The sequence below is a fragment of the Buttiauxella massiliensis genome (genome assembly GCF_902500225.1).
GTDB classification, from domain to species: Bacteria; Pseudomonadota; Gammaproteobacteria; order Enterobacterales; family Enterobacteriaceae; genus Buttiauxella; species Buttiauxella massiliensis.
This window is the reverse complement of sequence record NZ_LR722651.1, coordinates 235,433-250,135: the sequence shown is the minus strand read 5'-3', so window position 1 is coordinate 250,135 and position 14,703 is coordinate 235,433. Positions and strand designations below refer to the sequence as shown.

Genomic DNA, 14,703 nt, shown 5'->3' with positions numbered 1-14,703 from the left:
TATAACAAGATGGATCTCTATAAGAAAACAGTCATCACTCCATTTTTAGTATTGGCAAATATTTCATTTCTGCCAATGAGTGTTAATGCAGAGGATGATATTCGTTATACGTTTAATAATGCTATTTTGATGGGAAATGCTAAGAGCAACGATCTTAGTGCTTTCGATATAAAATCATTGCCACCAGGGCGTTATAGCGTTGATGTTTATGTCAATGAACATTGGCGTGGTCGCCACGATGTGATTTTTAATAAAACCCAAGCTGGTGACTTAGCAACCTGTCATTCCGCTTACTTTCTCGAGTCTGTTGGAGTTAACACTCTACGGATGAATAAATCTCTGGCGGAGGAAAAAAATTACTGTGGCACGATTAATAAATGGGATGTTTACGGTAATGCGGTAGAAACCTTTAATGCCGGATTGTTGGAATTACGGATGAGTGTTCCACAAGCATATCTGGATAATACCGATAGCAACTATGTGCAGCCTGAGCAGTGGCAGAAGGGTATTCCGGCAATTAATCTCGGTTATATGGCTGATTACTACTCGATGCAGCAACGTGGCGATAGTCGCTCCAGTTCGGATAGTGCCTGGCTCGGGCTTGATGTAAGAGCTTCTGCATCGGGTTGGCTGCTTGAACATTTTGGTAGCCTCGACTGGAACAACGACAGTGGAAAGCATTATTCCAGCAACCGGACTACCTTAAAAAAGCCATTGATTGGCTGGAAGTCCATGTTCAGTGCCGGGCAATTTTATACTGATAGCCAGCTGTTTGATGGTTTAAGCATTTTGGGCGCATCGCTTGAATCACAGGATCAAATGCACCCGGATAACACATTGAGCTGGGCACCAAATATCAGAGGGATGGCGGAAACGAATGCACGTGTCACCGTGACACAGGATGGAAGAGTTATTCATCAAACATCCGTACCGGCAGGACCTTTCTCAATCGAGTCTATTTTACCGGCAAATACGGGCGGAGATTTGCTGGTCACTATTCAGGAATCTGACGGGCGTATTCGGCGTTTCTCTGTTCCTTATTCATCAGTGCCACAATTATTAAAACCGGGCGTGAGTCGCTATAACGTTTCGCTTGGGAAAGTTGATGAGCAAGATAGCAATGAATCTCCCTTTGCTGCACAGGTTACGTGGCAGTACGGCCTAAACAATTATGTGTCGCTCTATTCTGGTGCTACCGGATTTGATCATTACCAGTCGGCGTTAGTGGGCGCTGGGTTGAATACCTTTTTTGGCGCTTTCGCTCTCGACATTACACAGTCACGCTTTAATTTCGATAATCAGGAAAACCACGGGCAAGGATACCGCCTGACCTACAACCGAACCCTACCATTGTCGCAAACCTCATTCTGGCTGGAGGGAAAATTCAATGCGAAAAACTTCTATGGGCAGCGTGATGCTTTTGAACAGCAAGATAGTGGTTCGGAATACGCAGTATTACGCGAAAAACAGTCCTGGTCATTAAGCCTGAGTCAGCCTTTTCAGGATGGATGGGGATCATTAAATATCTCTGGGTCGATTAATAAATACTGGGAACAGCAGGATAGTTATCGACAATATTCTGTGGGCTATAGCAATAACTGGGGAAATTTAAACTGGACGATTTCAGTGCAGCGTTTATGGAATGAAGATGAATATGGTGGCGTAACGAAAGATGATCAGATTGCGCTGAACTTTAGTTATTCACTCCCGCGTTCAGACTCTGGATACACACAAATATATTCAGACAGCTATAGCAGTAATGGTAAAGCCAGCAATACGCGTATGGGCTTCTCAACCTCAGTTGATGAAGAAAATAATATGATGCTAGGCCTTAATGCAGCCTATGGCCGTGGCGGAGATATGGACTGGGGAATGAATGGAACTTACCGTTCACCTTACAGCACTCTGAGCACGACATTAAGCCAGGGTAATGACTGGCATCAGGCTAGTGCGGGGATGAGTGGTTCAATGATTGCTCACCATAAAGGGGTGACCTTCTCCCCAGAACGAAGCGATACGGTAGCACTGGTTTACGCCGCAGATGCAAAAGGTGCGCGTTTAGATGGAGCGCCAGGAACCCGTTTTGACTCAAATGGTTATGCAGTTATGCCGTGGTTGCGCGCCTGGCGTGTTAACGATGTGGTGATTAACCCAAAAGGCGCGGATGACTCCGTCACTTTCCAGCAAACACAAAGAAAAGTTGTGCCCTTTGAGGGCAGTGTTGTTCACGTTGCTTTTGACACAAAGATAAATAAACAGACCATTATTCATCCCAAACTGCGCAACCAACAGACTTTACCTTTTGGCGCGGTTATCAAAGACCAGGAAAATAACCATATTGGTTATGTCGGTCAGGGTGGGCTTCTCTATATTGACCAAACCCAATCACCTACGGTGAGTGTTTCGTCAGAAACTGGAGTCTGCACAATTGATATTAAAAGCCAGGAGGCGATATGTCGTTAGTTCGTGCAGGGTTACCACTGCTGATACTTCTGGCGGTAAGTTTTAATTCCCAGGCTACTTGTATTGTTAAATCACAAAAAATGACTTTATCGCCGGAAACGGTAACCAACAGAAATAATCATGCTTTAGGCTCAGTGCTAAAAAAGGGTTCATTTGCTGTGCAGCTTCCACCGTCTCCTGAGTGTGAGGAGCTTATTAAATTTAGCGCTGATGTTCCAGGTGGAGCGTCGAAGATGAAAACTCCCGGAGTTTTTCAAACCAATGCAAAAGGCGTTGGTATGAGAATGACTTTGGTCACTTCAAGTGGGCGCGAAATAGCCTGGCCTTCAAAATTTTCTGCAAGCATGTCTGAATTATCTGGGGCCAGAATCAATATGGAGTTGATTAAGGCTGATGATGGAATATCGGCCAGAGGAGGCTCAGAAGGTATGCGTTTTGAAATAAATAACCTACTGCAGAGTTCACCGCTGATAGATATTTATATTCCGGCTGGCTTTGTCACCATTCTGAATCGCTCATGCAAAATTTATGGTGATAAAACACGCAATATTACGCTGCCAGGCGTCGTTCTGGACCGGTTCAAATCCCCTGGTTCGGTGGCAGGTAAAACCCCTTTTGATATTCATTTATCTTGTGCAACCGATGATAAAACGCCCTCTGCTGTTTTCTTGAAATGGAATGGGCAATTCGGCAAAAACTCGGGTTCTGACGGAGTGTTAAGCAATTCAGTGGCAGGACGTTCTTCTGCTAAGGGGATTGGAGTGCAAGTGCTCGGTGACGATCATCAGCCGCTTAATTTTCATGAAATGAAAAAAGTGGAATTGAGAAGCTCCAAATCCGACAAATATTCCGTTCGATTTTATTCGCAGTATTACCAGATAGATGAACAGGTACAACCGGGGAAAATCCACGCCAGCCTGTATTTCAATATTGATTACCAATAAATAAGTGAGACGAAATATGCATGCAACTCTTGTTAAGACCAGAGACCAGATATGGGTATCACACAATAATCAATTTGGTCATCAATATCTCACGGCATATGCTGTGTTTGAGCGAGATATTTCCGGGCAAATGACCATAGAACTGGTTATTAATACACAGCGAGGATCTCAGCGAACCCGGCAGAAAATGTTTGTTTCCTATCAGGCTGGCTGCCCATACCCCCTGACGCAACTTTTCTTTACCCTGCAATCCGGTGAATTTGCCCAGTTACATATTGCTGTCAGAAGCCCGGAAGGGCATGTAGTTGAGTATCACTGGACACCTGAACTTGTTCACCAGGTTCAATGCCCGAGTAAACAAGACTAGATAACTCCTGCGCGCGGAAGATATCCGGCGCAGGAAGATAAACATTATTGGCAAATTAGCGCCAAATCTTTATTCAGCAAATAGGGCCGCAAATATCCCACGGTGTTTGACAGCGGCAGCACATCTTCGTGTAAGTGAATATTCAGTACGTCACGGATGTAATCTCTGCGAGCGCTGATGCGTTGCCATAATTCCGGGTAGAGGGTGGCTATTTGCAGGCGCAAAGTTTCATCAGCAAGTGCAATGGTGTCTTCGATACTGGCACCAGCGTAGCCTTTGCGTGATGGGATGATGTCGATTTGTAGCAGCATCCCACTGGATAAAGGGATATCTGACGCCGGGTAAATCGGCGAGCAAAGCCACTCTTCGTCAGCAACTAAATGACCAGGATTAAGGTGCCAGTGGTATTCGGTTTTTGGAAGAACCTGCTCAATGAGTTCATATACTTCATGGCCTTTGACACCGACGCGCATGTATTCAAGCCAGCTCACGACAGCCTGATAATACGGGATGGCGACCACATCGAGATAATCACTGACCTCATCATGAAGTTCATCGGCCTTGCTGACGACGTATGCCGCACGGCTGGTTAAACCGCCCTTATAACTGACTGTTAATGAAAACTTGTCGCCTTTTTGGATCTGTTTATCCGATGGGTACAAGTTGGCATTTTCAAAACGATCGCCCGTAGCAGCAATGGTTACGACGTTATTGGCTTGCCCATCGGCGGCAAGCAGGGCTGCAATCGACTTTTCCGTTTTACCTAATTCAATTGCATTCAGTGCGCTAAGCGCCGCGCTTGATGCCAGGTTTGCACCGTATTCATAGTGCGCAATTTCATTGGCGTTATTGGTTGTCCTTGCTCCCTGGCGCGGAGAAATAAACAGATCTGTGGCGTTGAGTAATTCACACGCTGGAGTCAGCGCACTTTGAAGCGCCAGGAAAATAAAGGTGGGGATATCAAACAGTGACTTATTGTTGTCGTTGATGCCAGTGAAAAGCTTCCAGCCCGCAATACCAACACGCTTTTGCCCACGAAGTCCGGCTTGTTGCAACACTTCGCTTAGCGAAAGTGTGGTCTCCATCGGCTGGTTTGGCAGCGAAAACCACGGCGCATGTACCACACTTGCTGGAGTTCTGGAGTGCTGTGCGAGTTTGAGGTTTTCATTACCAAGAACCAGCACCGCTTCACCGCTTTTATGTAGAACCAGCAAGCCTTCTTCAAAGCGTGGGATGAAACCAGTCAAATATTCAAAATTCCCGCCATGCTCTTTATCGGCATAAACGACGAGCGAATCCAGATTTTGTTGCGCCATTCCCTGCAAAACTTTGCGCAAACGCTCCTCAATAGTCTGGTTGTTTAGCACCACGCTTGGGGTGTTCAGGTAAATTGCTGGCTGCTCAATGGCGGCAAGTGTGATTGTTGGCTGCGGCATGGGTGAGTCACTCCTTTTTCTTTTCCCGGGTGAACATTAACTTATCACCCGGGAAATTAAGAACCTATCCCGGCAACCGACTTTTTGGCCGTCCTTGCCCAAGCAACACTGCAAGTTTGGCGCCGCCCTGAGTGGTTTCCATCAGAATTTTACATACGCTGGTAAGCGGCACTGACAGGAGCATACCCACTGGGCCGAGCAGCCAGCCCCAGAACAGCAATGACAGGAACACCACGAAGGTCGACATTCCAAGGCCGCGTCCCATCATGCGTGGTTCAAGGATATTCCCAAGCAGCATATGCACCGCAAGGAACAGCACGCCAACCAAAATCATTTCGTAAGTGCCGTTAAACAAAAACGCCTGAATCATTGGCGGAATAGCGGAAATGACCGAACCGATATTGGGAATGTAATTGAGCAAGAATCCCAACACGCCCCACATTAACGCAAATTGGACGCCCAGCAGTTCGAGGCCAAGCCAGATAATCAACCCGGTCCACAGGCTGATGAGCGTTTTAAGCGCCAGATAATGCGTCACGCCTTTGAGTGCGCGGTGCAGGCTGGCGATATGAATTTTCGGGTTGGAAAGGGCGAAGCGCAGTTTGTACGGAACGTGGCGCACCTCGAACAGCATAAATACCACCGTCATCACCAGCAGCAGAATGCTGGCCATTGCGCCGGAAAGTCCGGTCATTAGCGTGGTGGCGTAAGACATCACTTTCTCAGAGTCCATACGCTGCAACATGCGCTCCGGCGATAATCGCAGGTGCATAAAGGGCAGCATTTTTTCGAGCTCAAACACTTTTTGCGTCAGCATCTTGTTGTACTTCGGCAGCATATCGACGAATTCAGACATGGATGCCGCCAGCACACCCACCAGTATCGTCAGCACAACCAACATCGCAAATACGACTATCGAGATAGCCAGTGGGCGGTTCACTCCCCGGCGAATAAACCACGTTACTAACGGGTTAAGCACAATGGCAAAAAATAGCGCCAGCAATAGCTGGACGATAATGTCTGCCGCAGCATGAATCCCGGCAAGAATAATCACCAGCGCTGAAAGCTTTATTAGAATATGTAGCCCGGTTTTATCGGGTTCTGGAGAGAGCATGAAAAAATCCTGAAAAGGAGGGATTCTATTAGTGTAGCGCTTCGTTTATTTCGCACCCGCAGGGCGAGTCTGAAAGTCTGTTGCTGAAATGTGAATCTCGACGTGTATATACTGGGGAACGCTGTTTTAAAAGTGAATGCCCATGCCTGACCTCACTCCCGCCCCCGCATTAAGCAGTTTCCGACTCAATCTACAGATTGTTTCTGTAGTGATGTTCAACTTTGCCAGCTACATGACCATCGGCCTGCCACTGGCTGTTTTGCCGGGTTACGTTCATGACGTGATGGGCTACAGCGCATTCTGGGCCGGGCTTGTGATAAGCCTGCAATATTTCGCCACGTTGCTCAGCCGCCCACATGCCGGGCGCTACGCAGATATTCTTGGCCCTAAAAAAATTGTCATCTTTGGTTTATGCGGCTGCTTCCTGAGCGGAGCGAGCTATATGCTGGCGGCATTTGGCAGCGCATGGCCGTTGGTGAGTCTGGTGTTGCTGTGTATGGGGCGCGTCATTTTAGGGATTGGGCAAAGTTTTGCAGGAACCGGTTCAACGCTTTGGGGCGTTGGCGTGGTCGGTTCGTTGCACATTGGGCGGGTCATCTCCTGGAACGGGATTGTAACGTACGGCGCGATGGCAATGGGCGCACCGCTGGGCGTGTTGTTCTATCACCTTGGCGGGCTAAAGCTGTTAGCCGGAATCATTATGGCGGTGGCGTTGGTCGCCGTGCTGCTGGCAATTCCACGCCCGGCGGTGAGAGCCAGTAAAGGCAAGCCGCTGCCGTTTCGCGCGGTGCTTGGGCGCGTCTGGCCTTATGGTATGGCGCTCGCACTTGCGTCTGCCGGTTTTGGCGTGATCGCAACTTTCATCACACTGTTTTACGACGCCAAAGGCTGGGATGGCGCGGCCTTCGCCTTAACACTCTTTAGCTGCGCGTTTGTGGGCACTCGCTTACTTTTCCCGAATGGTATTAACCGGCTTGGCGGCTTGAATGTGGCGATGATTTGCTTCTCAGTCGAGATTATCGGTTTGCTGCTGGTGGGCTTTGCGGGCGAACCCTGGATGGCAAAAGTGGGGACTTTCCTGACGGGAGCGGGCTTCTCTTTGGTGTTCCCGGCGCTGGGCGTGGTGGCGGTGAAAATGGTGCCGCAACAAAACCAGGGAAGTGCGCTTGCGACCTACACCGTGTTTATGGATTTATCGCTGGGAATTACCGGGCCCTTAGCTGGGTTCGTGATGGCGTATGCGGGTGTTTCGGTGATTTATCTGGCAGCGGCGGTGCTGGTTTGCATTGCGCTGCTGATGGCGTGGCAGTTAAAAAAACGGCCCCCGGTTGAGCAACCGGAGGCCGTATCATCATCACAGCAACAATAGTTATTTGATAGTGATGGTATTAATGATGTTCTCAGCGGCAGTTTGCGCCAACTGCTGGTTATCCGCAGGCAGTGTTATCTGCATGGTTAACAGTTGGTTATCTACTTTACCCAGGATAACAGATGAGTAAGCTGTCTGGCCTTTTGCAGAAATAATACTGTCAAGTTGTTGCAGCGTGTGGCCTTTAATCTCAATGGATTTATTGGTCACGACTTGCAGCTGTGGGTCACGAGCACGTTGTTGTTCTTCAAGACGTTTTGTCAAAGCCGCCAAATCGTCAGGCGTATTGTCACCGACAATCACAATGACCGCTTTCTGACCTGTAGCATCAGAATATACGTGCATGTTGTTTGCCTGAGTGCCCAATTTACCGCTCTGGTCGGTCATATCGGCGGGCAGTGCAAAGCTAATTTTGCCGTCCAGCAAGCTAACCGGCTGGCCAGCTGCGCTGCTTTCCGCCGCTGCATCCGTTTTGGCCGTTTTGCTATCACTGTTATCGCAAGCGGCCAGGCCTAATACCAGCAGGCCAATACCGACATATTTTACCAGGTTACCCATGACTTCTTCCTTTACGTTAGCAAGCCTTTGCGGCCGATCTCATCATCTTATCACAAGATAATTCAACCACCGTCAACCCGGCTGTAACGCCGAACTTTCAGACTTATCTGCCAGACGTTTCAACAACATATTCAGCAAAACGCCGTACATCGGCAGGAAGAATACAATGCTGATTAGCACTTTAAAGCAGTAATCTACGATGGCGATTTCGACCCAATGCTGCGCCATAAAAGCGTCCGGGCTGCGCCAGAAAGCAATAAAGAAGAAGGAAAGCGTGTCGCTGATATTACCGAAAAGCGTGGATGCCGTTGGCGCAAGCCACCAGTACTGGCTTTGGCGCAGGCGGTTGAACACGTGCACATCCAGAATCTGCCCCAACGCGTACGCCATAAAGCTTGCGACAGCGATACGGGCGACGAACAGGTTGAAGTGCAGCAATGCTTCGAACCCTTGCCAGGTGCCCATGTAAAACAGTGCAGAAATGGCGTACGAAATAATCAGCGCAGGAAGCATCACGGCAAAAATAATGCGGCGTGCCAGAGGTGCACCAAAAATGCGTACCGTCAGGTCGGTTGCGAGGAAGATAAACGGAAAGCTAAACGCGCCCCAGGTGGTATGGAAACCAAAAACCGAGACCGGTAATTGCACCAGATAGTTACTGGAGGTGATCACCAGTAAATGGAATAGCGATAGCCAAAACAGCGCTTTAGTGCGCTGAGTAGAATTGAACTGCGTCATTTTGTAGCCTTTTTAGTGGTGGGGTGAGGGAACCCAATACGCTTTTTAAAGCGGGGGCGATGATACTGCTTTAGTCCCGCTTTGCAATGGTTAATTTTAACGCAATCGTTCACGTGACTTGCACGAGAATCTTCCCGGCGTAAACTATCGCGGTTTGTTAATTGCGAGCTTTCCCATGACCGATCTTTTTTCTAATCCTGACCACACTCTTGATGCCCTGGGCCTACGCTGCCCGGAACCCGTCATGATGGTACGCAAAACAGTGCGCAATATGCAGGCTGGCGAAACCCTGCTGGTGATTGCTGATGACCCAGCCACTACGCGTGATATTCCTGGATTTTGCATTTTCATGGAACACGAACTGCTTGCTAAGCAAGTGGAATCACTGCCTTACCAATACCTGTTGCGTAAAGGCCAGTAACGCCGCGCAAGCCCTTTGCTCCCCCGCTTTGGGCTTCTGAACCCTCTTTGCATCTCTAATGAACCCCAATTTCATTTTTTGTCGCTTTTTGTGAAGTGCTTCACCCACGCTTTTCTCCACGTAGTCTAATTTTTAATCGACAAATTAAAACATTGTTTTACTTCTTACCTCACATTTCTACCTCTGCTGGAGCGACACAATGAAGAAGACCTTTCTGCCTGCTTTTGCTGGTTTATGTCTGTCTACCGCGTCAGTTCTGTTTGCTCAAACTGCACTCGCACAAGTGATTAAAGCCGCTGACGTTCACCCGGAAGGCTATCCGAACGTGGTCGCGGTCCAGCACATGGGCGAAAAACTTAAGCAAGAAACCAACGGTGATTTAGAGATTAAAGTGTTCCCAAGTGGCGTTCTTGGGGATGAAAAACAGATGATCGAACAGGCGCAAATGGGTGCGATCGATATGATCCGCGTTTCGATGGCGCCAGTTGCTGCGATCCTGCCAGATGTTGAAGTCTTTACCCTGCCGTACGTATTCCGCGATGAAGATCATATGCACAAAGTGATCGACGGCGATTTGGGCAAAGAGATTGGCGATAAGCTGACGAACAACCCGAAATCCCGCCTGGTCTTCCTCGGCTGGATGGACTCCGGCACACGTAACCTGATTACCAAAAATCCGGTGGTGAAACCTGAAGATCTTAAGGGGATGAAAATCCGCGTTCAGGGCAGTCCGGTAGCACTGGCAACGCTTAAAGATATGGGGGCAAACTCGGTTGCGATGGGGGTGAGCGAAGTGTATAGCGGCATGCAAACCGGCGTAATCGACGGTGCTGAAAACAACCCGCCAACCTTTATTGCCCACAACTACATGCCGGTCGCCAAAAACTACACGCTGAGCGGCCACTTCATCACACCAGAAATGCTACTTTATTCCAAAGTGAAATGGGACAAGCTGACGCCTGACCAACAGCAAAAAATTCTGAAACTGGCTCGTGATACGCAAATGGAACAACGTCAATTATGGAATGCCTACAACACTCAAGCGCTGGAAAAAATGAAAGCTGGTGGTGTTCAGTTCCACGAAATCGACAAAGCCTGGTTTGTGAAAGCGACTGAGCCAGTTCGTAAAGAATACGGCGATAAACATCAGGATCTGATGAAAGCTATCGCAGACGTTCAGTAACTATTGTCGCTAACGCATTCGTGGAGGGCATCTTATGTCCCAACGCTACTCAGACTTGATGGATAAAGTTTATTTGCTGGCGATGGTTATTGCCGGGCTGTCTCTTTTGGTGATGACCATCATTATTCCGATTGGGATTTTCTCGCGTTATGTCCTCAATCGTGGGGAGTCCTGGCCGGAACCCGTGGCGATAATCTGCATGGTGACCTTCACGTTTATCGGCGCGGCGGTTAGTTACCGCGCCGGTTCGCACATTGCGGTGAATATGCTGACAGATCGCCTGCCGTCTGCATTGCAGACGTTTTGTACCCGTGTCGTCGACTTGCTGATGCTGGTCATCTCACTGGTGATTTTCTATTACAGCTTCTACCTGTGCGCCGATTTATGGGAACAGCCAGTTGCCGAATTCCCGCTACTCACTTCCGGTCAAACTTACCTTCCGCTGCCCGTAGGCGCGATTTTAATGATTCTGTTTGTTGTCGAGCGACTGCTGTACGGCTCTCAAGAGAACCGCCCAATAGTGCTGCTGGGTAATCACGGTTAAGACCAGGGGATAACATGGACGCATTTATTTTATTAGCAACACTCGCAGTGCTGCTTGCAGTGGGAATGCCTGTGGCCTTTGCCGTTGGGCTAAGCGCCATTGTGGGAGCGTTATGGATTGATTTGCCGCTGGAAGCGATCATGATTCAAATCACCAGCGGGGTGAATAAATTTACCCTGCTGGCGATCCCGTTCTTCATTCTGGCCGGGGCGATTATGGCGGAAGGGGGAATCGCTCGTCGTCTGGTCAATTTTGCCTATATTTTCGTTGGGTTTATTCGCGGCGGCTTGTCGCTGGTGAATATCGTGGCGTCCACTTTCTTTGGCGCGATTTCCGGATCGTCCGTGGCAGATACGGCTTCCATCGGCAGCGTGATGATCCCGGAAATGGAGAAAAAGGGTTATCCACGGGAATATGCAGCGGCGGTAACGGCGAGTGGATCGGTGCAGGCGATTTTGATCCCGCCAAGCCATAACTCGGTGATTTACTCCCTGGCGGCGGGCGGTACGGTTTCCATTGCCACGCTGTTTATCGCCGGGATTTTGCCAGGTTTATTGCTGGGTTTCTGCCTGATGGTGATGTGTCTCGGGTTTGCTCATAAGCGAGGTTACCCGAAAGGTGAACGCATTCCCTTCAAGCAGGCGTTGAAAATTTTTTTCGATGCGCTGTGGGGTTTGATGACGGTGGTCATTATTCTCGGCGGGATTTTGACCGGGGTATTTACTGCAACAGAATCGGCGGCAGTGGCCTGTGTGTGGGCGTTCTTCGTGACCATGTTTATCTACCGTGACTACAAGTGGAACGAGCTGCCAAAACTGATGTTCCGTACTGTAAAAACAGTCTCTATCGTCATGATTTTGATTGGTTTTGCGTCAGCGTTCGGCGCAGTCATGACTTACATGCAACTGCCATCACGCATCACTGAGTTCTTCACTTCGCTGTCTGACAATAAGTACGTCATTCTGATGTACCTCAACGTCATGCTGTTGCTGATTGGCACACTGATGGACATGGCGCCGATTATCCTGATTCTGACACCGGTATTGCTGCCGGTGACCAATTCGCTGGGCATCGACCCAGTGCATTTCGGCATGATCATGATGGTCAACCTCGGCATCGGTTTGATTACGCCGCCGGTCGGTTCGGTGCTGTTTGTTGCCAGCGCGGTGAGTAAACAGAAAATCGAGGTGGTGGTTCGCGCTATGTTGCCGTTCTACGCCATGCTACTGGTGGTGCTGGCGATGGTGACTTACATCCCGGCAGTTTCGTTGTGGCTGCCGCATGTATTGGGTATGACGAGCTAATCATGCAGGTGCTCCTTGCTTATCGGCGAGGAGCACCTGAATAAGTCTAACGCTTTCGTAGCAACCGCAAAGCATTCGCCGTGACCAGTGCCGTCGCGCCGGAATCTGCCAGCACCGCCAGCCACAGGCCGGTGATACCCAACAGCGTTGTCACCAGGAAAATCCCCTTCAGGCCCAACGCGATAGTAATGTTCTGGCGAATATTATTATGGGTCGCCCGCGCCAGACCGATCATGCCAGCCAGTTCCGTCAGGCGGTTGTGCGTGAGAGCTGCATCCGCGGTTTCGAGTGCTACATCGGTGCCGCTGCCCATGGCGATGCCGATAGTTGCAGCCTTCATTGCGGGAGCGTCGTTGATGCCGTCGCCAACCATCGCCAGCGGCGCACGGGTGTTGAGTTCATTCACCGCGCTGACTTTATCGGCAGGCAGCAGGCTTGCGCGATAATCCATTCCTAATTCCTGCGCTATGGCTGCTGCTGCTAGTGGGTTATCACCCGTTAACATCACGCTCTGAACACCGAGGTTGTGCAGTGCCGCAACTGCAGTTTTTGCATCGCTGCGTAAGGTATCGCGTAATGCCAGAACGCCAAGTAACTTGCCTTGTTGTAACAGTGCAACCACCGTCTGGCCTTCGGCTTCAAGCTGAGTGATTCGCTGCTGCCAGGCCGCATCCAGCACGGTATTCGCGAGCTTACCCGGTGCGCTTAATAACAATGTTTCGCCATTGATTGTGGCTTCCACACCAATACCTGCCAGAGCCCGGTGTGCAGTTGTGTCAGGCAATTCCAGATTGCGGTTTTGCGCTTCACGCACAATCGCCTGGGCAAGCGGGTGTGATGAGCCAAGCTCCACGGCAGCGGCCAGTGCCAGCAGGTCGTTTTCGCTAAGTCCACCATTCACTTCAATGGTGGTGACTTGCGGTTTTCCAGCCGTCAACGTGCCGGTTTTATCGAAAGCGATATGCTGAATTTTGCCGAGGCGTTCGAGAGCTGCGCCGCCTTTAATTAGCGCACCACGGCGTGCTGCCGCAGCAAGTCCGGAGGTAATTGCTGCGGGGGTAGAAATCACCAGCGCGCACGGGCAACCAATCAGTAACAGCGCAAGTCCTTTGTAGATCCACTCGCCCCAGCTTTGCCCGAATAACAGCGGTGGAATAACCGCTGCGAGCAGGGCGATTGCCATAATAATCGGCGTGTAAATGCGGCTGAAACGGTCAATAAAGCGCTCAATCGGTGCGCGGCGTTCATCGGCTTCTTCAATTAAACGCAGAATGCGGTCAATTGCGCTATCGCCTGGTTCGGAAATGACTTCGAGCTGCACCAGTCTGTCGACGCTGGTGCTTCCTGCCGGGACTTTCTCATCTTGCTGGCGCTCGACCGGAATGGACTCGCCGGTTAATGCGCTTTCATCGAAACTGGCAAAAGGTGTTAGCAAGCGGCCATCAGCAGGCAAACGCCCGCCCGCCGCTACTTCTATGACATCGCCCGGGCGTAAATCAGAGAGCGCGATGCTTTTGCGTTCACCGTTACGAATACGAGTCGCGACTTCTGGTTTCAGTGCCATCAGTGCGCTCACACCACGGCGCGCGCGGCTGGCGGCGTAGGACTCCAGGCGTTCACCAATTAAGAACAGCAGTAATACCATCGCGGCTTCTGCGGTCGCGCCGATAAACAGTGCGCCAATGGCGGCCACGCTCATCAACGTTTCGATGGCAAACCAGTTACCGGTACGCATCAGGCGCACGGCCTGGCGTGCGATCGGCCACAGGCCAACCAACGTGGTGGCGATGAATGCTATGTTGCCGAACGGATGGTTAAACTGCTCAAGACCCCAGCTCAGCCCCATCATCACGATCAGCAAAATGAGCGGTAGATTTTCGCGCAGTGCCGATGTTTTCGGAGCTGGCGCGGTGCTGTTACGCAGCGTGTAACCCGCGGCTTTAACCGCTTGTTCAACTTGTGGGCGGATATCGCTCCCGGCGCTGACCAGTAGCTTTTCTGTGGAGAACAGCACTTTAACCTGCTGCACGCCCGCAACCTGCTTGACGGCGTTTTCGACTTTACGTGCGCAGGCGGCACAATCCATGCCATTGACGATCCAGCTGTAACGCTCGCCAGTATCAGCAATCACGTCATTTTGCACAGGAGGCACGGCTTCGCTACAGCAGTCGTTACCGTGGCATGCGTCGGGTTTTATCGGCAACGGACTGAGTTTTGCTTTAGCAAATTGCGGTGGTTTTGGGGAGTTGAGCATGCGCCCTC

Annotated in this window: 12 protein-coding genes; 7 read left to right on the top strand and 5 right to left on the bottom strand. The window is 50.2% G+C overall.

The window, feature by feature from the left end:
• Positions 1–9: 9 nt before the first annotated feature.
• Positions 10–2,463 carry a fimbria/pilus outer membrane usher protein gene (locus GC128_RS07745; RefSeq protein WP_151993817.1) on the top strand — a complete coding sequence of 818 codons (2,454 nt, stop codon included), beginning with the start codon at positions 10–12 and terminating at the stop codon, positions 2,461–2,463.
• Entirely contained in the window at positions 2,454–3,407 is a 954-nt protein-coding gene (locus tag GC128_RS07740; RefSeq protein WP_134185864.1) for a fimbrial protein, read from the top strand. Before GC128_RS07745 ends, GC128_RS07740 begins: the two co-directional genes overlap by 10 nt.
• A 411-nt stretch (positions 3,408–3,818) precedes the next feature.
• On the opposite strand, the gene GC128_RS07730 is transcribed toward GC128_RS07740, so the two are convergent.
• Together GC128_RS07730 and GC128_RS07725 are read right to left on the bottom strand one after the other, a co-directional pair.
• Positions 3,819–5,210 carry a M24 family metallopeptidase gene (locus GC128_RS07730; RefSeq protein WP_151993815.1) on the bottom strand — a complete coding sequence of 464 codons (1,392 nt, stop codon included), beginning with the start codon at positions 5,208–5,210 and terminating at the stop codon, positions 3,819–3,821.
• Positions 5,211–5,274: 64 nt separating this feature from the next.
• Positions 5,275–6,324 carry an AI-2E family transporter gene (locus GC128_RS07725; protein WP_151993814.1) on the bottom strand — a complete coding sequence of 350 codons (1,050 nt, stop codon included), beginning with the start codon at positions 6,322–6,324 and terminating at the stop codon, positions 5,275–5,277.
• 142 nt (positions 6,325–6,466) lie between these two features.
• On the opposite strand from GC128_RS07725, the gene GC128_RS07720 reads away from it, so the two are divergent.
• Complete coding sequence (locus GC128_RS07720; RefSeq protein ID WP_151993813.1) at positions 6,467–7,693, top strand: MFS transporter; 1,227 nt, start codon at positions 6,467–6,469, stop codon at positions 7,691–7,693.
• Here the strand turns inward: GC128_RS07720 and GC128_RS07715 are convergent, their stop codons facing one another.
• Positions 7,694–8,251: a DcrB family lipoprotein gene (locus tag GC128_RS07715; RefSeq protein ID WP_134185860.1), complete on the bottom strand. Its 558-nt coding sequence runs from the start codon at positions 8,249–8,251 to the stop codon at positions 7,694–7,696.
• 72 nt (positions 8,252–8,323) lie between these two features.
• Positions 8,324–8,989, bottom strand: a complete 666-nt coding sequence (locus GC128_RS07710; protein WP_151993812.1) for a 7-cyano-7-deazaguanine/7-aminomethyl-7-deazaguanine transporter — start codon at positions 8,987–8,989, stop codon at positions 8,324–8,326.
• A 175-nt stretch (positions 8,990–9,164) separates the two neighbouring features.
• On the opposite strand from GC128_RS07710, the gene tusA reads away from it, so the two are divergent.
• The 4 genes from tusA to GC128_RS07690 all read left to right on the top strand — a co-directional run bounded on the left by tusA (position 9,165) and on the right by GC128_RS07690 (position 12,441).
• A complete protein-coding gene (gene tusA / locus GC128_RS07705) occupies positions 9,165–9,410 on the top strand; it encodes a sulfurtransferase TusA (protein WP_064514924.1) in 246 nt (81 codons plus the stop codon).
• A 199-nt stretch (positions 9,411–9,609) separates the two neighbouring features.
• A complete protein-coding gene (locus tag GC128_RS07700; protein ID WP_151993811.1) occupies positions 9,610–10,593 on the top strand; it encodes a TRAP transporter substrate-binding protein in 984 nt (327 codons plus the stop codon).
• Between the two features lie 34 nt (positions 10,594–10,627).
• Positions 10,628–11,137 (top strand): TRAP transporter small permease, encoded by a 510-nt coding sequence (locus tag GC128_RS07695; protein WP_151993810.1) that lies wholly within the window; start codon positions 10,628–10,630, stop codon positions 11,135–11,137.
• A gap of 14 nt (positions 11,138–11,151) precedes the next feature.
• Positions 11,152–12,441, top strand: a complete 1,290-nt coding sequence (locus tag GC128_RS07690) for a TRAP transporter large permease (protein ID WP_151993809.1) — start codon at positions 11,152–11,154, stop codon at positions 12,439–12,441.
• Between the two features lie 46 nt (positions 12,442–12,487).
• On the opposite strand, the gene zntA is transcribed toward GC128_RS07690, so the two are convergent.
• On the bottom strand, positions 12,488–14,695 hold the full coding sequence (gene zntA / locus GC128_RS07685; RefSeq protein ID WP_151993808.1) for a Zn(II)/Cd(II)/Pb(II) translocating P-type ATPase ZntA: 2,208 nt from the start codon (positions 14,693–14,695) through the stop codon (positions 12,488–12,490).
• Positions 14,696–14,703: the final 8 nt, after the last annotated feature.